General features: G+C 64.7%; 17 protein-coding genes. 6 read left to right on the forward strand and 11 right to left on the reverse strand.

The window, feature by feature from the left end:
• Positions 1 to 10 precede the first annotated feature (10 nt).
• From HZB53_17660 to HZB53_17670, 3 genes are read left to right on the forward strand one after another with little or no spacing between them, the layout of a single operon-like run.
• Positions 11 to 1,369 (forward strand): PD40 domain-containing protein, encoded by a 1,359-nt coding sequence (locus tag HZB53_17660; protein MBI5879479.1) that lies wholly within the window; start codon positions 11 to 13, stop codon positions 1,367 to 1,369.
• 42 nt (positions 1,370 to 1,411) lie between these two features.
• Complete coding sequence (locus HZB53_17665; protein ID MBI5879480.1) at positions 1,412 to 3,541, forward strand: PD40 domain-containing protein; 2,130 nt, start codon at positions 1,412 to 1,414, stop codon at positions 3,539 to 3,541.
• Entirely contained in the window at positions 3,538 to 4,284 is a 747-nt protein-coding gene (locus tag HZB53_17670; protein ID MBI5879481.1) for a glycerophosphodiester phosphodiesterase, read from the forward strand. Before HZB53_17665 ends, HZB53_17670 begins: the two co-directional genes overlap by 4 nt.
• On the opposite strand, the gene HZB53_17675 is transcribed toward HZB53_17670, so the two are convergent.
• The 6 genes from HZB53_17675 to HZB53_17700 form a co-directional block, all read right to left on the reverse strand.
• Complete coding sequence (locus HZB53_17675) at positions 4,268 to 7,960, reverse strand: discoidin domain-containing protein (GenBank protein ID MBI5879482.1); 3,693 nt, start codon at positions 7,958 to 7,960, stop codon at positions 4,268 to 4,270. The genes HZB53_17670 and HZB53_17675 overlap by 17 nt on opposite strands.
• Before the next feature lie 693 nt (positions 7,961 to 8,653).
• Positions 8,654 to 10,807 carry a protein kinase gene (locus tag HZB53_17680; GenBank protein MBI5879483.1) on the reverse strand — a complete coding sequence of 718 codons (2,154 nt, stop codon included), beginning with the start codon at positions 10,805 to 10,807 and terminating at the stop codon, positions 8,654 to 8,656.
• Between the two features lie 315 nt (positions 10,808 to 11,122).
• Positions 11,123 to 11,770, reverse strand: coding sequence for an RraA family protein (locus HZB53_17685; GenBank protein MBI5879484.1), 648 nt, complete (start codon positions 11,768 to 11,770; stop codon positions 11,123 to 11,125).
• A 75-nt stretch (positions 11,771 to 11,845) separates the two neighbouring features.
• Positions 11,846 to 12,406 carry an FtsX-like permease family protein gene (locus tag HZB53_17690; protein MBI5879485.1) on the reverse strand — a complete coding sequence of 187 codons (561 nt, stop codon included), beginning with the start codon at positions 12,404 to 12,406 and terminating at the stop codon, positions 11,846 to 11,848.
• Complete coding sequence (locus HZB53_17695) at positions 12,391 to 12,951, reverse strand: ATP-binding cassette domain-containing protein (protein MBI5879486.1); 561 nt, start codon at positions 12,949 to 12,951, stop codon at positions 12,391 to 12,393. Before HZB53_17695 ends, HZB53_17690 begins: the two co-directional genes overlap by 16 nt.
• 153 nt (positions 12,952 to 13,104) lie before the next feature.
• Positions 13,105 to 13,908 (reverse strand): hypothetical protein, encoded by an 804-nt coding sequence (locus tag HZB53_17700; protein ID MBI5879487.1) that lies wholly within the window; start codon positions 13,906 to 13,908, stop codon positions 13,105 to 13,107.
• Positions 13,909 to 14,362: 454 nt separating this feature from the next.
• Between HZB53_17700 and HZB53_17705 the strand changes: the two genes are divergently transcribed.
• From HZB53_17705 to HZB53_17715, 3 genes are all read left to right on the forward strand, one after another.
• Positions 14,363 to 15,247 carry an NAD(P)-dependent oxidoreductase gene (locus HZB53_17705; protein ID MBI5879488.1) on the forward strand — a complete coding sequence of 295 codons (885 nt, stop codon included), beginning with the start codon at positions 14,363 to 14,365 and terminating at the stop codon, positions 15,245 to 15,247.
• Between the two features lie 13 nt (positions 15,248 to 15,260).
• The gene (locus HZB53_17710; protein MBI5879489.1) at positions 15,261 to 16,997 is read left to right on the forward strand and encodes a hypothetical protein; all 1,737 of its coding nucleotides are present in this window, start codon (positions 15,261 to 15,263) and stop codon (positions 16,995 to 16,997) included.
• 432 nt (positions 16,998 to 17,429) lie between these two features.
• The gene (locus HZB53_17715) at positions 17,430 to 18,800 is read left to right on the forward strand and encodes a hypothetical protein (GenBank protein ID MBI5879490.1); all 1,371 of its coding nucleotides are present in this window, start codon (positions 17,430 to 17,432) and stop codon (positions 18,798 to 18,800) included.
• Positions 18,801 to 18,885: 85 nt separating this feature from the next.
• On the opposite strand, the gene HZB53_17720 is transcribed toward HZB53_17715, so the two are convergent.
• From HZB53_17720 to uppP, 5 genes are all read right to left on the reverse strand, one after another.
• Positions 18,886 to 19,413 (reverse strand): helix-turn-helix transcriptional regulator, encoded by a 528-nt coding sequence (locus HZB53_17720; GenBank protein ID MBI5879491.1) that lies wholly within the window; start codon positions 19,411 to 19,413, stop codon positions 18,886 to 18,888.
• A 122-nt stretch (positions 19,414 to 19,535) separates the two neighbouring features.
• The gene (locus tag HZB53_17725; protein ID MBI5879492.1) at positions 19,536 to 20,444 is read right to left on the reverse strand and encodes an NAD-binding protein; all 909 of its coding nucleotides are present in this window, start codon (positions 20,442 to 20,444) and stop codon (positions 19,536 to 19,538) included.
• A 5-nt stretch (positions 20,445 to 20,449) separates the two neighbouring features.
• Positions 20,450 to 21,487 carry a low specificity L-threonine aldolase gene (locus HZB53_17730; GenBank protein MBI5879493.1) on the reverse strand — a complete coding sequence of 346 codons (1,038 nt, stop codon included), beginning with the start codon at positions 21,485 to 21,487 and terminating at the stop codon, positions 20,450 to 20,452.
• 97 nt (positions 21,488 to 21,584) lie between these two features.
• Entirely contained in the window at positions 21,585 to 23,297 is a 1,713-nt protein-coding gene (locus tag HZB53_17735; GenBank protein ID MBI5879494.1) for a proline--tRNA ligase, read from the reverse strand.
• A gap of 178 nt (positions 23,298 to 23,475) precedes the next feature.
• Positions 23,476 to 24,300, reverse strand: a complete 825-nt coding sequence (gene uppP, locus HZB53_17740; protein ID MBI5879495.1) for an undecaprenyl-diphosphatase UppP — start codon at positions 24,298 to 24,300, stop codon at positions 23,476 to 23,478.
• Positions 24,301 to 24,361 lie beyond the last annotated feature (61 nt).

Raw genomic sequence — 24,361 nt, forward strand, 5'->3', positions numbered from 1 at the left:
GAGGCACACAATGGAACAAGAATCCAAAGCCCAGTTCGGCTGCGCGCTGGCCACCTGCCTGAGCATGGTCGTGATGCTGGCGTGTGCGGCGCTCGTTCTCAGCTTCGGCGCATTGACTGTCCCGGTCACCCGGGTCGCGGCCCCTTCTGTGCCTGCGGTAGCGGCGTCGCCGGCGGCCACAAAAGTTGACCGCATCGCGGTGGTCGGCAACGAGGGTAACATATACACCATGGATCGTGCCGGCGGCGACGTCGTACAGGTCACCAACGATGTGACGCCAACGGCGCGCGGCATGCCGATCCGGCGGTATATGTTCCCGAACTGGTCGCCCGACAGCCGCCAGTTGGCCTTCGTCGGCGTCGCATCCGACGGCAGCGCGCGCATCCTGTCCACCGGCCCGCGCGAGGCGCGGCCGCGCGAATTGTTCGGCAGTCAGGATATGGTACCGATCTATATGTCATGGTCGCCAGACAGCCAACGGATCGCATTCCTGGCGCAGGACGACAACCGCGACATTTCACTGGGATACGTCAACGGCGACGGCAGTGGCGGCGGCGAACTCGGCCAGGGCGCGCCGTTCTACTTCTCGTGGGCGCCCGATTCCGGGTCGCTGATCAGCCACGTGGGCGGCAGCCGCCGCGCCTCAGCCGATGCATTTGTTGGCTCGCACACCTTCGACGGGGCCGACCCGCGCGACCTCAATCTGGCTCCGAGCAACTTCCTGGCGCCGGCGTTCTCGCCCGACGGCCGCGAGGTGCTGACGGCCATCATGGGCGCCACCGAACGCGACAATGCGCTGGTCGCCTCGGACCTGGATGGCAACAACGCGCGCACCCTGGCCAAGTTCGCGGGCATGCTGGCGTTCAACTGGTCGCCGGACGGCAGGCAAATTGCCTATCTGGTGACGCCGAACAATCGGATCGGACAGAATTCGCAGATTCACCTGGTCGATGCGGACGGTCGCAATGACCGCGTCATAGCCGAAGACAGCCCGATTGCGTTCTTCTGGTCGCCGGACGGCACAAAACTCGGCTACATGGCGATAGCCCGCGGCAATGAGGGGCGACTTCTGCCCGTGAGCGCCCCGGCGCAAGCCGCCACGCTGCGCATTGAGTGGAAAGTGTATAACGTGTCCGACGGATCGGTACTGTCGCTGTCGCGCTTCACGCCGTCAGACGACTTCGGCGCGATCATACCGTATTCCGACCAGTACGGCCAGTCGCTGCGCGTCTGGTCGCCCGACAGCACGGCACTGCTGTACTCGGCGCGAGAGCGCGACAATACCACTGCCGTCTATGTCGTCGATGTCGCGAGCGGGCAAGCACGCCGCATCGCGTCCGGCTCGATGGCAGCCTGGTCATGGCAGTAGCAGCGTTTTGACCAGCCGCCTGATTACCCCTAAACTGACTTCGTGCAAAGCGGTCTTCCGAACAATCCATATACGCCGGATCAGCCCATCCGTGATCCGGCTCGCTTTTTCGGCCGCGCCGATACCCTGGCCTGGCTCGCGGCGCGGCTCGACCAGTACGCGCTTGCCGTCGTCCACGGCCCGCCCCGGATCGGGATAACGTCCCTTTTCCTGCAGGCGTGTGCGCAGTTCAGCGAAACCTATCAGGCCACCTACCTCGACCTCACCGACCTGAGCGTGCCGGCCGCGCTTGCGCAGGTTGCGCGCGTCGTATCGCTCGGGGCCGGGCTGCCCGCGACCGAATCAACGGCCGCGCTGCGCCAGGCATTTGCCGACTCCATCCACAACACCGGCCACCAGCCGATTCTGATCGCGCTGGACGGGCTGGCAGGCTGGGATCTGGAGTCCAAGAACGAGTTGCTCAGCGCGCTCGGACTCCTGTGCGCCGGCGACCGGCGCATCCGCTTCGTCCTGAGCTGGGGCCTGCTGGAAGACGACAGCATCAGCAAAGACATGCCATTGCGGCTAGTCGGCCTGACGGAGTCGCTACCGCCCATCGCACAAACACGCCTGGGCGCGATGACGCGGGCGCAGCTCAGCCAGTTGATGACGGAAACCGCCGGATCGCTGCTGAAGTATGACTTCCAGGCGCTCGAGCGCGTCTGGCAGGAGAGCAACGGGCGCCCGCATGTTGCACAGATGGTCGGTTTCGCCGTCTACGACCGGCGCGGCCATGGCGGCCGGGTCGGTGCGCGCACCGTCGAATTGGCGCTGGCCGACGCGGCGGCACGGCTCAATGCGGAGATGAGCGCGGCCTGGGAAGCGCTGACCCGCGAGGAGCAGTTGACGCTCGCGGCGGCCGCCACCGTGCGTGGCGAGCACGGCCTGCTGGCAACCAAAGCGATTGTCCGGGAACTGCACCATAACAACTTCGGAGTTAGCGACGAGTCGGTCCAGGCAGGCATGACGCGCCTCGTACAACTCGACGTGATGGAGCCGGCCGGCGTGGCGGGCTTCCGCTTCAGTTCGGGACTCATGCGCGTATGGGCCGTCAGTTATGCCAACCTGGCGATTGTGACGGGCCGTAGCCGGCGCCTGACGTTTTTCCCCGGCCTGGATTGGTCGACGCGTATCGGCGTGCTGGTCGTGCGTCTGGCGTCGTGGGCACTGCTGGCGGCGTTTTTCGTCTTCCTACTCATGGGCGGCGTGCAACTGGTGCAGGGCATCGCTCCCGCGCCGACCGCCACGCCAACCTCCTCGGCGCCGCCAACACCCACGCGCACCCCGCTGCCGCTACCGTCGCCCACAGCGGTGCCGCGCGACGTGTTCGCGTACATGGGCCGGGCGACTGACAAGGACCGCTGGCGTATCTACACGGCCGGCATCGGCGGCGCGGCGCCGCGCGCGCTGACGAGCGGCATCAGCGACGACCAGTGGCCGGTCTGGTCGCCGGATGGCACGAAAATCGCGTTTGCCTCCAACCGCGACGGCAACTGGGAAGTGTACGTCATGAACGGCGACGGCAGCGAGCAGACGCGCCTGACGCGCACGCGGACAAACAACTGGTCGCCCGCCTGGGCGCCCGACGGCAAGCGCATCGTGTTCGCATCGCTGCGCGACCGCAACTGGGAGATCTACGGCATGGGCACGGACGGCAGCAGCCCGACACGTCTGACTGACGAGCCATCCGAGGATCATGCGCCGGTCTGGTCGCCCGACGGGCGCGTGATTGCGTTCGCGTCGAAGCGCACCGGCAACTACGAAATCTACCTGATGAACCCCGACGGCTCGCAGGTGACGCGCCTGACCGAAACCGCCGCCAACAACGTCTCGCCGGCCTGGGCGCCGGACGGCAAGCGCATCGCGTTCGAGAGCAATCGCGACGGTAACTGGGAGATTTACGCGATGGGCGGCGACGGCTCGGACGCGCGCAACCTGAGTAGCAGCCCATCGGCGGACCAGGCGCCGGCATGGTCGCCGGACGGCGCCATGATCGCTTTCCACTCAAACCGCAGCGGTGCGCCGGCCATTTGGGTCATGCGTGCCGACGGCGGTGACCCGCAAAACTGGACGCCGGGCGGCGGCATGGCGCAGTTCCCGTCCTGGCGCCCGACCATCAAGAGAGCACCATGAAGCTTCCCTTCAACTTCGGACACCGGGGCGCCATGTCGATCGCGCCGGAGAACACGCTCGTATCGCTGGCGGCCGCGCGCGACGCGGGCGCGGACGGCGTCGAATTCGATGTTCAGTTTGCGAAGGACCGCGCGCTCGTCATTATCCACGACGATGCGCTTGAGCGCACGACCAACGGTCACGGGCGCGTTTCGGACTACACGCTGGCGGAACTGCAGGCACTGGACGCCGGCGGGCGCTTCGACGCGCGCTTTGCGGGCGAGCGCATACCGACGCTGGATGAAGTTTTCGCGCTGCCGGGGCGGCCGCTGGCGCTGAACATTGAGATCAAGCTGGAGCCGGCGCTGAAGGAAGACACGGGCCTGGAACAGGCGGTCGTAGATTGCATCCGGCGCAACCGCGCGGAGTCGCGCGTGCTGATCTCGTCGTTCAACTGGCACGCGCTGCGCCGCATCCGCCGGATCGCGCCGGACCTGCGGATCGGGGTGCTATACGCACATCCGATCGATGAGGCAGAGGTCGCCGATCTGCGCGCCGAGGCGATGCACCCGCGCTGGTCGCTGGTGGACGCGGAGTTCGTTCAGCGCGTGCACGCGCGCGGACAGCAGGTCAACGTGTGGACCGTCAACGAAGAAGCGGACATGCGCCGCATGATCGCGCTGGGGATCGACACGCTCATGACGAACTTCCCACAGCGCCTGAAACCGATCCTCGACGACCTGCGCGCTACGCGTCCAGCCTGACGCTGTTCCAGTCCGTAATGACGCGCCGCACCCGGAACTCGGCGATCGTCCAGGGGCGCGACCGGTTGGCCGTACACTCCACGGAGATGTAGCGCGCCGGCTGGCCGTCGAATGTGACGTCGACGGGCCCCAGGTTGCCGCTGTCCGGGCTGGCCGATACGACGGTCCACTGCTGGCCGTCGGCGGAAACTTGGATCAGAAAGCCGCCCGGGTAATCCGCTTGGTCGCCGTTGTCGAGCGCCACGCCGGAAACGGTCTGCACGCGGCCCAGGTCGAGCGTGAACTGCATGCCCGCCTGCTGATTGTCGCCGGAACTCCAGACGGTTTGGCGGTCGTTGTCATACGCCAGCGCCGCACGCACACGGTTGTGGCTGGCAATCGCCTGCCAGGGCAGCGCATCGTGCACCAGCAGCGCCGTGACCGCGGGCGGCTGGGTATCCGATGGTGCGCCTTCGCGCACTACGCGCACAAAGCGCGCCGTGAGCGGTGCGAACGCCGCCACGATTGCCGAGCGCCCGACGGCTCGCTCCAGTACTGACCAGGCCACGCCATCCGTTGATGCCTCGATCCGCACATCGATCGCACGGTCCAATTGCACTGACAGTGCGTCGACTGAACGCATGCCGCCCAGATCGGCCTGCGCCCAGGTCTCGGGCGCACCGGGTTCGCTGATCTGCCAGCGCCGTGCCGCGCTTTCGGATTGCGGGGCGAGCGCCGCCAATGTGGGGGCTGTGCTCGCACGCGCCGCGGCCGGCGCGTCGGTAACGCGCACCGCAAACGTCAACGGCAGCGATGTGCCGGTATCGGCAAACCACGTAACGCCTTCTTCAACCAGGTCCAGCCACAGGTCATAGATGTCGGGGACTTCCGGCACAACGACGGTGACGCCGAAAACCGCTTCCTGGCCGGGCGCCAGATCGCCGGGCAATTCGGTGCGGATGTCCATCGCCACCGGCACCGCCGCCCCACCCTGGAACCAGCGGTAACCGGCATGCACCGGATTGGCGCCGCTCTTCGGCCACGCGCGCGTGCCGTCGTTGCGCACCCGGAACGTCACCACGCGCTGCGCCCCGGCCTCGGCGGAGACAACGAAATCCACGGGCGTGAATGCGGCGCGGTAGGCCGTGTCGGCAGCCGGCGGCGGCAGGTCGGCCATCGCCTTCGGCAGCGGCGCGCCGATCTGCGCGACCTCCACCGTCACGTCAAAGGTACGCCCCTTCAGATCGTAGAACCACGCCAGCCCCTCGGCCACCAGGCTCCACTGCAACCGATAGCGGCCGGGCGTTTCCGGCGCAAAGCCGGTCGCCTGCACCGCCAGTTCGTCGCCGGGCAGCATGTCGGCCGGCAAAGGTGTGCGGATATCCTGCGCGACTGGCACCGGCTGGTTCTTGCCGTCGAACCAGTGGTAGCCCAGCTTGACCGGCGACGCGCCGCCCGCTGCCCAGGTGCGCAGGCCGTCGTTGCGCAGGCGCAGATTGAACACAAACGGCGCGCTCGGCGCGACGACCGGCTGCACATCGCCAAATGTTACCTGATAGTCCTGAATGCCGAGTACCGTCACCGATTTGGCAAGCGCGGGCGAGCCCTGATCCTCGAATGACGTGATGCCCTCTTCGACCATGTCGAAGCGGACGCTCAGCTTGCCTGGCCGATCAGGTGCCAGCAGGTCGATCGTCAGATCAACTACTTCGCCCGGCGCCACGTCCTTCGGCACCGCGACGCGAATGTCCTGGCGCACCAGCACGCGCTGGCTGCGGCGGTCGAACCAGTTGTAGAACAAGCGTACAGGATTCGCGCCCGCTGCGCTCCAGGTCTTCCCGCCATCATTGCGCACATTCACCGTTACGCTGACCGTCTGGTCGATCTTCAGCGTGGCCGGCACCGTCGCCGAGCTCCACGTAGCGTAGTACGGAGGCGCGGTCACGGTGACGGCTTTCGAATATGGCTGCGCGCCGGCGGCGCGAAACTCCGTCACGCCCTCCTCAACCAGATCGAACACCAACGAGTACGCGCCCGGCGAAAACGGCGCCAGCACATTGACGCTGACGGTCGCGGAATCGCCCGTGGCGACATCGCGCGGCAGATTGGCGCGGATCAACTGGCGCACGAGCGTCTCCTGCGTGGAACCGGGCCGGAACCATTTGTAGCCCAGCGTCACTGGATTAGGGCCGGTGGCACGCCAGACTTTGTAACCATCGTTACGCAAAGACAGCACGGCGGCCACGCCGGCGTCGCGCGCGAACGAATCCGGGATCTTCGAACTGATCACGGTGTAGCCATACGCGCTAGCGGGCGAACTACTGGCCGGGCTGCGCACGGTAACGGTGACGTTACGCGGCGCGGAACCGGTATCCGCGAACCAGGTCGCCCCTTCCTCCAGCATGTCGAGCCGCAGCACGTAGGTACCGGATGACGGCGGCGCGATGACCCGCACGTTGGCAATCGACACCGTCTCGCCCGGCGCGATATTGCGCGGCAGCGCGGTGTGTGGGCCGTCGCGGGCCGGGATCTCACGGCCCGCCGCATCGAACCAGCGAAAGCCGATCCGCACCGGCGTCGCACCTGCGCCGTCGGCAGGCCAGACGAAGTTGCCATCGTTGCGCACCGACACCGTGACCTGCGCCTCGGCATCGGCGGCAAACATCACCGGCGCGCTGTCGCTCATGAACGTGGCGCGATAGGTCTTGGCGGGCGCGCCGACCGGCGGGACGACGCGGTAGGCCGCATTGAGCGACGCGTAGAAGTCGGTGACGACCGTGTCTTTGTCCTGGATCGACCACGAATCGCAGCCTTTGTCCCAGCGGAACAGTACCAGCGCCTGAATCGGCTGGTTGCCCGCTGTTGCGTTCCAGTCGTTGATTTCCTTATACGCGGCAGGCACCCAGCCGCGCGTTTCAGCCGGCAGCCAGCCGCCATTGTGGCACGGGTCGGGCGCTTGCGGCGCGGGCTGCGCCTCGGTGATGAACACCGGCAGGCCGCGCTGCGGCGCCGGCACCGCCTGAAGGAAATCGCGGTACGCACGGAAATGGTAGTTGCGATTGTCGAACGGCGGGCTCATCTTCGCCTCGTTCGCAATCAATCCCAGCTGCGCACCGTGCGTGTAGGTGTGCAGCGAAATGCCATCGAGGTTGGAGCCCAGCAGGCCGAGCAGGTCCTGAAAGTATCGAATCCAGTCGCCGGTGGGGTTGCTGGGGTAGGTGGTCTGGTTGTTGTACGGCGCCACCGCGCCCGTGACGACCAGATCGTATTCGTGACCGGGCGCCGAGCGAATCGCGGCCCGGCAGCGCGCGAAGCAGTCGGCGTACATGGTCGGCGTAATCTTGTTCGGTTCCGCCGGCCCGCTCGGCCATTCGGCGGCCAGGTTCATCTCATTGCCGATGATCCAGATGTGGCCGCCTTTGGAGTTGGCCACCCACTGGCGGCAGTGAGCGGCGAACTCGCTGTAACGCGCCGGCGCGGGGATCGTGCCGGCGTCGCCATAGCCCCAGTTCAACCGGGCCAGCACGCCGAAGCCGCGCTGCTCGCTGGCAAGGTAGTTGTTGCCCGAACTGTTTTCGCGTAGCTCTTCGGTATAGAGCACCCAGCCCTGCCGGCCCACACTCTGAACCCGATCCATCCAGGTTCCGGGATCGTGAATGCCGTAGATGAACGGGGGGAAGTTAATGGGCAAGGGCATCGCACACCTCCATTGTGTGTGAGTCCGCGCGTGATCGAACCTGCAACCAGGCCGGCGGCGCACCGTTGCGCAGCGGGTCGCGCTGATTATAGCAATTTTCGGACGGCGGGACAATCGCAAGTGTTTTGGTGATTACCCACATCGTCGTGGATCGCGCGTATCAAGACCTCGCGGGTTTTGAAAACCCGCGAGGTCTGGTGATATGGGTAATCACCAGCAAGTATTCGCACCAGCAGTTCTCAATTTGGCTTTGGCCGGTACTTTCCAATCCTGGCTTGTCATGCGCTGGTGCTCAGGTACTTATCACGCAAGCCGGTTCGACGAGTACGTCGTGCTACCCTCCCCCGACCCCCTCCCAACAAAGTTGGGAGGGGGTCCGATTCGATGGGGATGAGGGGGCAACCTGATGGACAGACTCCAAATTGAGAATTGCTGTATTCGCACAATCTAGTGGTGCTCTGCAACACAAAAGGCCTTCTCGCGAAGGCCTTTTGTGTGTGCCGGGGCATCACCGACGGCGAACGAAGCTACCGCTCGACCTCCGGTGATGCCCCGCGTTTCTGACTACTCATAAGCATCACCTCCTATGTATTTAAGATGGCTGTCCCTGCAACCGAGGTCGGTGATTCCGGTTAGGGATTAGTATGCAACAGTCATACGAGCATGTCAAATCGGAAAATAGCCCATCGGCGGCTAACGGGTCGGCACGACCGTCGCACCGGGCGCCGGCGTTCCGCCCGGCGTGCGCATCTCAGAAACGACCAGATTGGAGAATGCGACAACCGCGCCCGGCTCCCGGCTCTGCACAAAGAAACCGAAGCGCCCGCTGCTGCCGGCCGTGCCGGTCAAGGACAGCGGCAAGTCACGCTCATTGATCGCGAAACCAAAGGTGTCACCATTGGCTCGCACGCGCAGCCGGTTCGTTTGCGCCCCCACCTTGACCGCGCTGAACGTGAGACCGCGCACGGTATACTGGGCGCTCCCATCCTGCTGGGTGAATACCGCCAGCGCGCCGTCCGGCTTCAGCGTGATCGCGTAGTAATGATTGGCGGTGGCCGCCCACACCAGGCCGTATTCCAGCGAACTCGTGCCGGTGATGATACGCGCGTTGACGTCCAGCAGCATCGAGCCGCGCACGCTATCGAAGAGCGCCAGCATCGGTTCCGCTGCCGCCGGCGCCATTTGATATTCACCGTTCGCGCACGTTTGCGATCCGGCGCTGCCGCTGCCTTCTGGCAAACCGCACGCTCCCGAGCGAAACGTGTCGGTCAGGACCACCACGGTCTCCAGCGCGGGCGTGGCCGATGCGCGTGGTGCGGGTGTCGCCGTTGCCGGTCGCGGCGTCGCGGTCGCGACCGCCGTGCGCGCGGCCGCCGCAGTCGGCGGTTGCGCCTGTGTGGGCGCTGCACGCGTCGGGGTCGACGTCGGGTCAGGTAGTGTGGACACCCAGATGATGCAACTCAGCGGGAAGACGCAAAACACGACGAACAGAATCACAATGAGCGTGGCGATCACCGGGCGCAGCCGCTGTCCCACCGTCACCACGTCGGCAGCTGCCTGCTGCCGCCCGCGCTCGAACGCACTGGCCGATTGGCGCTTCAACTCGCTCGCCACCGTTGCCTGCGCCGACTGGACCGTCGCTTGCGTTACGCGACTGATCGCCGGACGGGCCAGCGTGGGCGCGGCCTTTGGCGGCGCGGGCGTGCTTGTCAGCGGCCGGATGCCGATGGTCGAGGCGCGTTTGTCGGCCACCGCCTGCACAACCGTCAACAAGCGCCGCAGCGCGGCCTGTCGCGCAGGGTCGATTGCCATTGCAGCCGGCACGGCCACGGTCGTGCCGGCACCGATTCGCGTATCGCGCTCCTGGCGCGCGCGCAGCATGGTCGAGGCGCGCTCGTCCGCTCCGCGCTGGATGCGCGCCTGCGTGTCGGCGGCCTCGCGCGTCCGGGACTCCTGCCGCTCTCGCCACTCGCTGTCGTACTGCGCCTGGCGCGCCTGGTCTTGTGCTGCTGCGGCCGCGCGCCGCCGAGACTCGATCTGCTCGGCCCGGCTGGCGGTCGATGGCGCCGGCGTGGACGCTGCCGTAGCCGGCGCAACCGCATCCGGCTTCACCAGTTGTCGCCACGCTGCCAGAAAATCGGCAATCGACGTAAAACGCTGTGTCGCGTCAGGTGAAGCAGCCCGCGAAACAAACTGCGTGTAGTTGTCGGAGGCGGCGCTCTGGATCGCCGGCGGCAACCGATCGAGCCACGGCTTCAGCAACTGTCCGACCGGACTGTCGGGCGCGTCGATCGCGTGCCCCGCCAATAGCGCCAGCATGACGCCGCCGAGCATCAGCAGATCGCGCTGGCGGCCGTCGCTCGCGCTGCCGGCGGCCGGCAGCAGGCCGGACGCGAAGTCGGTCAGCACGGCCTTGCCGCTGCGATCGATAATTATCTTGTCGAGCGCCACTGCGCCGCTCACGATGCCATGCTCGTGGGCGTATTGCAGCGCACCGCCAATCTGCTCGACTATGCGCGTGATTTCGGCGGGCGTCAGCGAGCCTTGCTGCAGGCGCTGCGCCAACGTCGTGCCTTCGATCAACGGCATGGCCAGGTAGTGGATGCCGTCGATGTCGCCTGCATCGTGGATGTCCAGAATGCTCGGATGGGCGAGGTCGAGCAGCGCCAGCACCGCCGCATTGAAACGAGATGCCGAGGCCGCGTCGCGTGTGGCCAGCACCTTGAGCGCAACGTCGCGCCCGATCGACGCATCATACGCGCGATACGTCTCGATCGGACCGGACGACGCGTCCAGATTAATGATGGTGTAGCGGCCGAAGCTCTGTCCCGCTTCCAGAACGCTCATGTCATGCCCCTAGAGGTCGAGGCGGCTGGCGATGTCGCTGTGACGGCTGGTCGCCGGTGACTCGCGAGAAGTTATGGCGAGCACACTGCACTGGCGCAACTGCTGATCAGGCCAGCGGCCCAGGATGAAGAACAGTTCCCTCACGGAACGCGCGCCCCTTTGCCTAGTTTGACTATAGCCGAGCCATTCCGTGGTGTCAACCGCGACAGGCGCACTATTCGCACAATACGGTTCGCGGTGCCGGCAAAGCCACCGGGCGCACATCGCTGCGCGCCCGGTGCTGGATTACCCTGTTGCCTAACTCGCGTCGCTGAGCTACAAGACACCGTAACGATTGAAAACGTCGCGCAGGTAGCCGCCGTTCTCCAGCGCCGCGCGCGACGCGCTCTCCTGGCGCACCTTGTGCACTGCCTCGGCGATCACTTGCTCCGCAATGGCCGCCGGCACGACGACCACGCCGTCCACATCGCCGAAGACCACGTCGCCGCGCGTGCACGGCACGCCGCCGACCTCGACCGGCGTGTCATACTCGAATACGATGCTGCGCCCTTTCGAGTCAACCGGGCGCATGCCGGCGGCAAAGACCGGGAAGCCCATCTGCACGATGCGCCGTACGTCGCGCACGTAGCCGTCGGTTACGCAGCCGCGCGCGCCGCGCGCCCGCGCCGCCGTCGAAAGTAGTTCGCCCCACAAGCCGGTGCGCGTCGAGCGGTTGGTGCAGGCAACCACCACATCATCGGTCAGCAGCGAATCGACAAACGCGATCTCCTGGTCGTAGCAGTCGTCGCGCACGCGGTAGACGTCCACCGAGAGCACCGGCCGCACGGTTCCGGCCACGACCATCTCGGCATTGACGGGCCGAATATCCCCGCTCATCGTCTGGTGGCGGTAGCCCAGGTGATCGAGCACATCGCTAATCACGCCGCTGTATAGTTCGGCCTGAACGGCCTTGAAGTCAAGCATGAAACCGGCAGTGCCTCCTGTCTGTACGGAAAAGTGCCCGCATGCTATTCGAATCCAACGCGCGGTCCAATGACGTTAGCCCTCGTACGCCAGCACCTCGCGCACTGTCAGGTGCGATGCGCTCCAGGCCGGCATAAAGCTGGCTACCGCCGAAATCACCACCACGAGCGCAAGCCAGAGCACCGCCCCGTTCACCGAATACACGAATTCCAGTGGCGTCTGTAGCATCGACATGCCCGCCGCCGACGCCAGCGCGCTGCCGAGCGGATAGGCCAGCGCGGCGCTGAACGCCCACGACAGCACGCCAATCAGCACGCCCTCGAAGATCACGATGCGCTGAATGGTGCCGTTCGACGCGCCGATGGCGCGCAGCACGCCGATCTCGCGCGTGCGGTCGAGCACGTTGAGACTCATGGTGCCCATCAAACCCAGCGCCCCGACAGTCGCCATCAACACGGTCATTTCCATCAACATCGTAAACAGGATGGTGAACAGCGTGCCGATGCGGTCGCGAGCGGAGGCGTTCGTCTGAATCGAGCCGACGCCGATGCCCGCATCATCGAACACGCTCTTGAGCGCATCGCCGGCGCGCAGTTGGTATGCGGGGTCGTGCCGGTCGGTCACGGCAAACAGCATGCCGGCGCGCCCGCTGCTGTAGCGCGTGCTATCGCCACGCGCTGCTGCTGACCGCCGGACAGCGCGGTCGGCAGCTTGTCGGCATGCTCGGCCAGTTCCATGCGCTCGAGCAGACGCATGGCGCGGCCAAAACGCTCGCGCAGCGGGTACGCGCCGCACAAATCCATCGGCAGCATGACATTCTCGACCACGGTCAGTGTCGGCAGCAACTGGAAGAACTGAAAGACGATGCCAAGGTTGCGCCCGCGCCAAACCGCCATCTGGCCTTCGTCGAGGCGGTGCACGGCGGCCCCATTCATCCAGACTTCGCCGGTGGTCGGTCGGTCGATGCCGGCGACCATATTGAGCAGGGTGGACTTGCCCGAGCCGGATTTGCCGATGATGGCGATGAACTCGCCGCGCTCAACATGCAGGTCAATACCCTTGAGCGCCGTAAAGCGGCCGGCAGGCGACTCGAACGACTTGACGACCTGCCGCAGTTCAATCAGCGGCGTGGCAGGAAGCGAATCCACGGGACGGTTGCGGGCGAACAGTCTGCGAAACATGAACGCCTCCCGGATTGTTCATTCTGGCACGGCTTGACCACAATCGGAGCCAAGCGCCGTTTTGATCATACCAAGGCGAGCGGATGTGTGTCAGAGGTCAATTATCTCTATCTGCGAGTGACATGTGACAGCCGCCCGGCGCGGCACGGGAAGCTACGCTCCTGCCCTGCGTTCCTGCCAGACGTATGCGGCGCCCAGTGCGGCCAGCAGCGACGCCAGCACAATCGGGAACGGCAACGCCAGCATCCGATCCCACCTGACTTCCGAGATGAATACCAGGTACGACACGAGCACCAAAGCATACCACAGCAGGTTCATCTGCATACCGAATTTCACTTCCTCCCAATCGTCACGCGCCGCCAGCGTCACGGACCAAATGCAAAACGCAATCAGGAAACCGGCTGCCACACGCGCCGTGACGGGCGCGAGGTCCCAGGGCCAAATATTGGCCAGCGCCGCCGGGCTGACAAACATCATGCCTCCCGCACCGCCCAGGACGATCGCCTGCGCCGCCAGAAGAAAGCGAAGCCCGCCCGCAAGCGGGTTCGGCTTTTCGATACGAGGTAGCACATGCTTCTCGGCTTCGCGGTACAGTAGCACCATCCAGATCGGCTCCTCAAGATACAGGAACAGCCAGATCCAGCCTGTCGGGAGGTCAAAGCGGAACTTGTCGGGGTGCAGGAATGTGGTCGTCAATAGCACCATCGAGAACGCGAAATTGCCGGCAAACATATAACGCAACCGCCGCCACGACATGCCGCGAAAGACGCTTCCGAAGAAGCCGGACCGGTAGATCAATGAAAAGGCGATGAATACCTGGCTCATGCGCACGGGCACCGCCCATGCAAAACCATCGACCGCCCATGACGGCACGAACAAGAGCAGGATGATCGAGACGATTCCCGGAACCCAATTCGTGAGGCTCCAAAGCTTCCACTGGAGCGGATTGGTGGCCATGTCTTTCTCCCTCCCAGGATGGTGTGACGCGCAACAATACCGGTTGGACCGCCATGATGTGGGGGTTGTGTCGATCGACCTCCTCATTTGACGGGCGGCATAGCCCGAATGGCCATGCCATGTGACGATGTTACGCCATCAGACTCAGGGTGTCAAGGCAGATTGCAGCAATTCTCAATTTGGAGTCTGTCCACCCGGTTGCCCCCTCATCCCCCTGGCCCCTGCTCCCCCGCGCGCGCGGGGGAGCAGGGGAAAAGCTAACGGGGAGGGCAATGCCGCTTTCTTGTCGAGCCAGCTTGCGTGACAAGCACCAGGGGGGGCCAGTTCATAGCAAGCCGGCATTGGAAAGTACCCGTCCAAAGCCAAAATGAGAATTGCTGGGCACATTGGCGTCTGGCTCCATGATGCGGTACAATTCCGCATCGCCCATCGCACGTCACGAACTGGAGGCTGCATGGCAAACCGCAAAGTCGTCGTGACCGGCGCCGCCGGTTATATCTTCTCACGAATGATCAACACGTTCCGCGAGCGATACGATCTCGTGCTCCTCGACGTCTCCCGCCGCGCGCGCACCGGCGTCGAGATCGCGGACATCGAGCTGGTCGACCTGACCGACCGAAACCGCGACGCCTACCGCGCCTATTTCCGCGGCGCCGATGCCGTGCTGCACTGCGCGTTCGTTGGACGCACCGGCGGCGCCTTCGTATCCGGCGACACGCCGGCCGCGCGGTCACAGAAGTTCCAGAACGAGTTCGCCAACGTGCAAATGGCGTTCAATGTGTTCCAGACTGCGGTCGAGGAAGGCGTGCGCCGCGTTGTCGTCTGCTCCAGCAACCACGCCGCCGATTGGTACGAGCGGCTGATCTGGAGCGACCGCTGGGACTACGTGGACGAGACAATGAAGACGTACTCCGACAACTACTACGGGTGGGCGAAAGAAGCATACGAAGATCTCGGCTTCGTCTTCGCGACCGGCGTCGAGAATGGCGGGCAGCGGCTCGAGAATGTCCATCTGCGCATCGGCGGTCCGCGCGAAACCGACGTGGACGAATGCGATGTGCGCGACCTGAAGAAGCTCCATCGCGCGCTCGGCGCGTACCTGAGCGCGCGCGATCAGAACCAACTGGCGATCAAGTCGATCGAAGCTCCGGATATCCGCGACGAGCACGGGGTTCCATTCCAAATCTTCTACGGGGTCAGCGACAACGACCACAACTTCTGGAGCATCGCCAACGCCCGCCGCGTGATCGGCTACTCGCCTGAAGACAACAGCGCCGTCAAATTCGCGGACAAGATCGCGGCGATCATGCGCGAAGCCAATCGCGTACAGTACGGTTAGCGTGAGGAATACGATGAGCAATCGCCTTCGCCGCAAACTTGCGCTGGTTGCTGTCGTCGTGTGCTCGCTCTGGGCGGTATTCGCCTTGCACACAGCTCTGGCAGCGCCGTCCAAAGAGCCGGCCGCCACCCGCACCTATCCCGGTGTTGCGCCGTGCGACACGACGATCCAGTCGTGCATCAACGGCTCGAATGCCGGCGACAGTATCAATATCGCCGCGGGTACCTACACGCAGAGTTTCAACCTGAACAAGACCGTCAATCTGCTCGGCGCAGGCGCGAGCCAAACCATTCTCGTCGCCCAGCCGTACCAACGCGTGATGACCGTGACGCTCGGCTTAACTCAGACGGTCGTTATTTCCGGTCTCACGTTTGCTGGCGGCAATGTGCTGACCGCGACCTACCCGCTTTACCCCAATTTCGGCGGCGGTGCGCTCGTGCAGTCGGCTTCGTCCGGCTTGTTCGTGTCGTATGATGCACATGCGGTCTTTAACGGCGTTGCCTTTCGCGACAACAAGGCGTACATCGCCGGCGGCTTATACAGCACGCTTGAAGTAAGCGTGACCATTACCGCCAGCCAATTCATCAGCAACGTGGCGCTCGACGCCGGCGGCCTGTGGATTGAAGGCCATGCCGACATCGACGGGACTGACTTCGTGGGCAATAGCAGCGGCGGCGCGCTGATAGGGCGGGGGCGGGTCAACCACAGCCGCTTTGAGCGCAATACGTCGGCGTCGGCGGGCGGACTCTCCGTGTTTTACGAGGTCGCGCTGACCGATACGGACTTTATCTCGAACACGGGGATGAACGGCGGCGGCGCGAACCTGGGCGGCCTGGCGAGCTTGTCGAATGTGCGCTTCCTGGGCAACCGCGCCAGCGGCTTGGGGGGCGCGGCCTACTTCGTCGAGGGCGCGACCATTAGCAACTCCCTCGCCGCCGGCAACATGGCCGCCGATGGCGGCGCGTTCTTCTTTTCCAACATCAGCGGGAAAGCGTTGGTGCAGAACAGCGTCTTGAGCGGCAATGTGGCGACCACCACGTTCGGCGCGGACGGCATCGTCTTCGGCTATGCGCGCGCGCCCACACAGTCCGTCGATCTGGTGGCCAACACAATAATCACTGCGGACGCCGCTGGCTCGGGCCGCGCGCTGGTATCCGGCCTGGGTCGGGCGCTGCAGGTGAGCAATACCACGTTCAGCGGCTTCGACACCAACCAGGTATCGCTGGGTGCGCAGGCGCTCTTGACGACCACCGGCCTCATTACCAGCGGGACGCCGATCACATGCCCGTCTATCATCACCCATACACGTCTAGTCACGGTGTGGTATGGCACGGTGTATTCGCGGGGCGTGCCGCTGCTGAACCGCGCGAGCGCAGACAGCCGTCTGAGCGGTACGCCATTGGCATTTACCTACTACGCCCACAGTGCGGTAACGCCGCTGCTCGTGCCGTGGTGGGATGCGCCACTGGCTGACATTGAATGGTTGGCCGAAGCATCGGATAATCTGGATGCCGAGCGCAACCTGCGCTCGCTGCTGGCCTCTCCGCTGCTGCCCGTACCGGCAGCCAATGTCCGGTTCGACGCGCCGATCGATCGCGGTACGGATAGGTACGTCATTGCAAGTTGGACGACATTCAATAATCCTGACTGTAGTCTCCAATTGGATAATGTCGGTTTGGCCCAAATCCATTATTTCGAGCTGAATGCGCGCATCGTGGAATATCGGTATTTGCCAGTCGTCGTGAGGTAAAACGGACAGCGGCGGGGGCATTAAGCCGCACCCGCCTTGCGGGGGCTTGCCGCCCCCTGCACCCCGCAAACGGGAAAATCCCACCGCAGAACGGTGGGGGTTTTGTCGGGATATGAGCAGGTGCCTGGCGGTGAAACCCGCCGGACCCGGCCAGCAATTCTCATTTTGGAGTCGGCCGCCAGTATGCCCCCTCATCCCCTGGCCCCTTCTCCCCCGCGCGCGGGGGAAAAGCTAACGGGGAGGTGCGCGGCGGCGCAGCCGCCGCGCACCTCTGACAAGCCGGCATTGGACAGTACGCGTCCAAAGCCAAATTGAGAATTGCTGGACCCGGCATACCATCTTGACAACGCCCGGCCAATCGATTATACCCATAGCAGGCAATGGACCGCGGCACAGCGCCGCTGCGCATGCGTTACTCCAATGGAGGAGCTGATGCTTCGCTCACGATTCATCCTGGCGGTGTTCGCCGTAGCGCTCGTCCTGCTCACGGCCTGCCTGCCCGGCGGCACGTCCGTGCCCACTATACCGCCCCGGCCGCTGGCGTCACCCACCCCGTCCGCCGTGGCGTCGCCTACCGCAAGCCCGGCGCCAGCGCCAACCATCGTCGTCAACCCGCCCGGCACGCCCGTGCCCGGCGCGGCGCGCCTCGCCGGCCTCGTGTGGCACGACCTATGCGCCACCTCCGCCTCGATGCCTCCGGTGCCGACCGCCGGTTGTGTCGGCAATGCGGCAAGCGGCTATCACGGCAACGGGATCATCGATCCCGGCGAGCCCGGCATTGCCTCGGTTCAGGTCGGACTGGGCGCGGGCGATTGCCCGTCATCCGGGCTGGCCGCGGCATCCACGGACGCCGACGGTCGCTATGCGTTCGCCGGCATGGCACCCGGCAAGTATTGCGTGACGATCAATGCAACTGTCGCGCCCAACGCGGCCGTGCTGATGCCGGGACAGTGGACGCTGCCGCAGGCCGCGGAACGCGCCACTTACGCCGTGACGCTTGGCGCGGGCGAACAACGCAACGATCTGAATTTTGGCTGGGACTACCAGAACCTGCCCGCACCGCCCACCACGGACAACACATGCACGTACAAAGCGCTGTACATCGCCGATGTGACGGTGCCCGACAACAGCGTCTATGCGCCCGGCGCGGCGTTCACGAAGACGTGGCGCGTGCGCAACGACGGCACCTGCACATGGGGTCCCGGCCAGGCGATGCACACCTTGAAATTCACCGGCGGCAGCCGCATGAGCGCACCCGAAACCGTGCAGTTGTCCGGCGAGGTCAAGCCGGGCAAGACGACCGACATCAGCGTACCATTCACGGCCCCGGGCACCGCCGGCACGTACCGCAGCGAGTGGAAACTGGTCGACGACGCGGGCAAGGTCGTTGGCTTCGGCGTGGGCAATAGCCCGATCTATGTGCTGATCGTCGTGCGAGCCGCCACCACGGCGCCGACGCGCATCAACTTCGCGACGGGCGCAACCGAGGCTACGGTCAACGGCACCGCCACGTACCCCAACCGGCCAAGCTATCTGCTGCGCGCGCAGGCCGGACAGCAGATGATCGTTACCATCACCTCTCCGGCCAACGCGACTAACTTCGCGGTCGTCGGCGTTACCGATGGGCAGCCGTACAAACGCGTGGAGAACGAGTCGCGCTGTTGGGCAGGCACGTTGACCACGACGCAAGACTACCGCATCGATGTGGCCGTGCTGCCCGACGCAGGCAGTTCGACATATTCACTGAAGGTGATTGTGCTACCGCCCGCACAGGCGAACCCGTCGCCCTGCGGCGGCATGTAGGCCAGAGCATCGCTCGCAATGCAAAACCCGCCACGGGATGAATCCCCGTGGCGGGTTATCTTTGTCCTGGCGGATGGCACCTGGCTTAGCGACGGAACTTATCGCCGTGCTCGGCAATCCAGACACGCAACTGTCCGCGATTGGTCAATCCGACCGCCAGATAGATGTGCCGCAGATATGAGTCGAATGAAGCGCGCTGCAACGACAGGATTTCACCGATGCGCATATCACTGTACCCGCGCGCCATCAATGTCAGAATGTCGCATTCGGTATAGGAGAGACGCGACTGAAGCTCCTGCATCGGATCGAGCGCGGATGCCGCATCGAGCGCGCGGAAGTACTCGTAGTGCTGGGCGAACCGGTAGATCAGCGAGCCGACGAGGCCGACAGCGAGCGCCCATACCGCGACAAGCGCGGAAGTTACAGCTGCGCCCAGGGAGCGCAGCCCGCTGGACAGCCCAAAGGAGCGCGAGACACCGGGGCCGCCCCAAGGGCGGCTAACCAGATGTGCGCCGGCGGCCGCGCTGTCGAAGCGTTGTGGCTCGGCTTCGGGTACGTTCGCGTTGTTGGGTTTCGATGTCATGTGTCCCTCCTGCACCTTGTCCGCTTGCATAGACCATGCTCACGTTCATCTTAAGTCTACCCCACTCGCCGTGATTGTCAACTCGAAACCAGCCCATGAACCGCATCCAACTCCCTCAACCCCACGATGGATTCGCGCCCGAACGCCGACGGTCAGCGTTCCTTTACCGCGATGCCGGCCAGTTGCTCAAACACCTTGACCACGGCGGCGTCATCTTCACGGCCGTGTCCGGCTGCGGCGGCCATCAGGAATAGCTGATGCGCCGCGGCCGCGAGCGGTAGCGGGAAGCGCTTCTCGCGCGCCGTGTCAAGCACAATGCCCAGGTCCTTCACGAAGATGTCGACGGCGCTGCGCGGCGTGAAGTCGCCTTCCAGCATGTGCGGCACCCGATTCTCGAACATCCACGACGACCCCGCGCTCTTGGAGATCACATCGTACAGCATGCGCGGGTCCACTCCGGCGCGCACCCCAAACGCCATCGCCTCCGCCGAGACCGCGATATGCACGCCAGCCAGCAGTTGGTTGATCATCTTGACCGTCGAACCCTGGCCACACGTGTCGCCGAGGCGGAATACGTTCTCGGCAAGCGCCGCCAGAACTCGCTCGGCCCCGGCAAAAGCAGCCGCCGAGCCGGAAGCCATGACGCTCAAGCGCCCCTCGGCCGCGCGGGCGACCCCTCCGCTGACGGGTGCGTCGAGCATTTCGACGGTCTGCGCACGCAAACGGTCTGCGGTCTCGCGCGCGAACGCGGGCCGCACCGTGCTGCACAGCATCACCACGCTTCCTGCCGCGAGCACGCTTGCGGCCCCCTGCGCGCCGAACAGCGCGGCCTCGGCCTGCTCCGCATTCACGACGATGACGATGCAGACACTCGCGCCGCGCACCGCATCCGCCGCAGACTCCGCCCCAACGCCACCACGCCCGACAAACGCTTCGCGCGCCGCTGCACTGACATCGAAGCCCAGCACGCGGAAGCCGGCGCGCAGCAGGCTTTGCGCCATGCCGCTGCCCATTGCCCCCAGGCCAATCAGCGCAACCGTGTTTTGCGTTTCTGGATTCATGGATGTCATTCGGCGCCAGCTTCGCGAACGATCTGATCGATAACGGCCAGCGCCTGCTCGATGTCGCCGTGCGACACGTCGAGGTGCGTCACCGCGCGGATGCGCGTGCCGAAGTCTCCCATGCGCACGCCGCGTGACTGCGCTCTGGCGACCAGGTCACTCGGCGTCAATCGCGGGCTGCGCGGGCTGAAGAACACGATGTTGGTGTCCGGGATCGGGTTTTCGACGCTTATGCCGTCCATCTGCGCCAGGCCGCCCGCCAGCAACCGCGCGTTGGCGTGGTCGTCGGCCAACCGTTCGATGTGATGCTCCAGCGCATAGATGCATCCAGCGGCCATCATGCCCGCCTGGCGCATCGCGCCGCCCATCATATGTTTGTAGCGACGGGCCTGGGCGATGAAGTCGCGCGAGCCGGCCAGCGCCGCGCCCAACGGTGCGCCGAGCCCTTTGGTGAAGTCGATCCATGCCGAATCGCAGCCAGCCGCGTAGTCACGCGCCGGCACACCGGTTGCGACCACCGCATTCAGCAGCCGCGCGCCGTCCATATGCGTTGACAGCCCGTGCTCATGCGCGACCCGGCACACGGCGTCCATCTGCGCGAGCGGCCAGATAGTGCCGCCAGCGAAGTTGTGCGTCTGCTCAAGGCAGACGAGCCTAGAGGGCGGAACATACACTGACCCGGACGTGATCACGGCCGCCAGTTGCTCGGCGGTGAATCGCCCGCGATCGCCGTCCAGCATCTCCACCATGACACCGGAGTTGAAGGCCGGCCCCCCGCCTTCCGAACGGATCACGTGCCCCATCTTGTCGGCAATGATCACGTCGCCCGGGCGTGTATGCGTCTTGACCGCAATCTGGTTGCACATCGTGCCACTGGGCAGAAAGAGCGCAGCCTCCTTGCCCAATAGGTCGGCCGCCATTTCGAGCAGCCGGTTCACGGTCGGGTCTTCATTTTTCTGCTCGTCGCCGACTTCAGCGACCGCAATTACGGCACGCATCGCCGGCGTCGGCTTAGTCAAGGTATCGCTGTATAGGTCAATCACGGCGGAGCGCTCCTCTGATGAAATGGGGCGGCCCTGCCGGAGTCGTTTCTCCGTGCAGAGCCGCCATTTGTGTATGGATACATGGTTTGCCTATGCGTCACACAGCCATCAGCACATCAACCAGTGCGCGCAACTCTTTCTGAACGTCCGCAAGCGGTATGACGCGCGCGGTCGTCTCCTTGCGCAGCTTGACCTCGGCGCCGCCCGCCTTCACCGAGCGCGGGCTGAGCGTCAGCCGAATCGGGATGCCGACCAGATCGGCGTCATTGAACTTCACGCCGGCCTGCGCCTCTTCGCGGTCGTCAAACAGCACGTCGAATCCGCCGGCTTGCAGATCGCGGTACATCGCCTCGGCGGCCTCGCGCATGGCGGCATCGTTCAGGCCCAGCCCGACCAGGTGCACTTGGAACGGCGCGATCGGCATCGGCCAGATGATGCCCTTGTCGTCGTGGTGCTGCTCGACCGCCGCCGCCATGAGGCGTCCCGAGCCAATGCCGTAGCAGCCCATGATGATTGGCTTCTCGACGCCATCCTTGTCCAGGAAGTAGGCGTGCATCGACTCGGTATACTTTGTCCCCAACTTGAAGATGTGGCCCACCTCGATGCCGCGCGCAAAGCCGAGCGAGCCGTTGCACACTGGGCAGCGGTCGCCTTCCTGCACATTGCTCAGGTCGTAGAATCGCTCGAATTTCAGGTCGCGGCCAACGTTGGCGTTTGTGACGTGATAGCCTTCCTTGTTGGCGCCCGCGACGAAGTTACCACCCCACAGCACCGACTCGTCAGCGTACACCGTGACGCCGGACAGCCCGAGCGGCGACGCGTAGCCTTCGACGGCACCGGAGGCCCGGATCTCTTCCGGCAGCGCCGGGCGGAACTTGTCAGTGCCGAACACGCGTGGCAGCTTAAAGTCGTTGACCATCCGGTCGCCGCGCAGCACGATCATCACCAATTCCTCGTCGACCATGTACAGCATGCTCTTGAGCGTCTGCGCCGGCGACACGCCGACGAACTGGGCGACGTCTTCGATGGTCTGCATGTGCGGTGTGGCCACCTCGATCATCGGCTGCGGCGCCGGCATCACGACTGCCTGCGTGGCGCAGCGCGCCGTTTCCAGATTGGCGGCGTAGTCGTTATGCTCGCAGCGCACAATCGTGTTCTCGCCGCTTTCGGCGATCAGGACGAACTCGTGCGAGCCGGTGCCGCCCATCATGCCGCTGTCGGCCTCGATGCGGACCGCATCCAGCCCGGCGCGCTTGAAGATGGCCACGTAGGCGTCCGACATGCGCGGGTAGTACGCATCCAGATCGTCGTACGTCGCGTGCAGGGAGTAGGCGTCCTTCATGGTGAATTCACGCACGCGGATCAGGCCGCCGCGCGGGCGCGGCTCGTCGCGGAACTTGGTCTGAATCTGGTAGACCATCTGCGGCAACTGGCGATACGAAGCGATCTCCTTGCGCGCGATATCGGTGACCACTTCCTCATGCGTCATGGCGAAGACCATGTCGCGCTCGGCGCGGTCGCGGAAGCGGAGCATCTCCGGACCGATGGCGTACCAGCGGCCGGTCTCCTGCCAGATTTCGGCCGGGTGCACGACCGGCAGGATCAGTTCCTGGCCCTCGATGCGGTCCATCTCCTCGCGCATGATCCGCTCGATCTTTTTCACCACGCGCGTGCCGAGCGTCAACTGAGAGAAGATGCCCGACGCGAGCGGCCGCACGTAGCCGGCGCGCATCAACAGGTTGTGCGACACGAGTTCCGCGTCGGCGGGCGCTTCGCGCAGTGTGCGGGCAAACAGTTTAGAGAATCGCATAATGGTCCTCGGTCATGTGGAAATAAAAAAGCCAGCGCCCCTTGGTCTGGAGAGCGCTGGCTGTCAACCGCTTTTGTTCAGCCGCAAATCGCCTATCCAGACTGATGGCCTGGCAACGGGGACGGGCGGCGCGGGAACGTTCCGAACGATCGAAACATGGCTACCAGTATAGCACAGATCAGCCGCGCAGAAAAATGACCGCGAAGAACAGCGCGCCGGCGATGACACGGTAGACCGCAAACGCATTCATCGAGCGGCGCGACAGGAACGCGAGCAGCCAGTGGATACTGGCAAACCCGACAATGGCCGCGGCGATGAAGCCGGCGGTCATGGCTGGCAGGTACTGGGCAAAGTCCCGGGCTTTCAGCAATTCGCGCATAGCCAGCACACTAGCGCCGACGAGCGCCGGCACCGACATTAGGAAGCTGAAGCGCGCGGCCGCCGAGCGGTCAATGTCGCGCAGCAACGCGCCGGAGATCGATGCGCCGGAACGCGACACGCCCGGAATCAACGCGACCGCCTGCGCAACGCCGACGACCAGCGCATCCAGCCAGTTGAGCGCGTTCAGTGGCCGGGTGCGCTTGCCGATGCGCTCGCTGAACCAGAGGATCGCCGAGGCGGCCACCAGCACGCCGGCCACCACGAGCGGCTGCTCGTGCAGTGCTTCAATCGCGTTTTTGAACAGCAGGCCGACGACCACGGCGGGCACCGTCGCCAGCACCACCAACCAGCCCAGGCGCGCATCGTCTCCTTCGAACGGCTTGCCAGCGCGTAGCCCGACAAGCACGCCCAGCGCGATCCGCCAGAGGTCGCGCCAGAAGTACACGATCACGGCCGCCGTCGTGCCGAGCTGTATCAGCACATTGAACGCAAAATCGATGTTGTCGGGGAAGTGCCAGCCCATCAGCTTCTGCACCAGAATCAGGTGTGCGGTTGACGAGACGGGAATGAACTCAGTTAATCCCTGCACAACGCCCAGAATAATCGCCTGAAGCAAATCCATGGTTGTCGTCCATAAACCCAGTGTCGCGCCATCTTCAACGCATCCGCTATTCTATCACAGG

The organism is Chloroflexota bacterium (genome assembly GCA_016235055.1).
Lineage (GTDB): Bacteria > Chloroflexota > Anaerolineae > JACRMK01 > JACRMK01 > JACRMK01.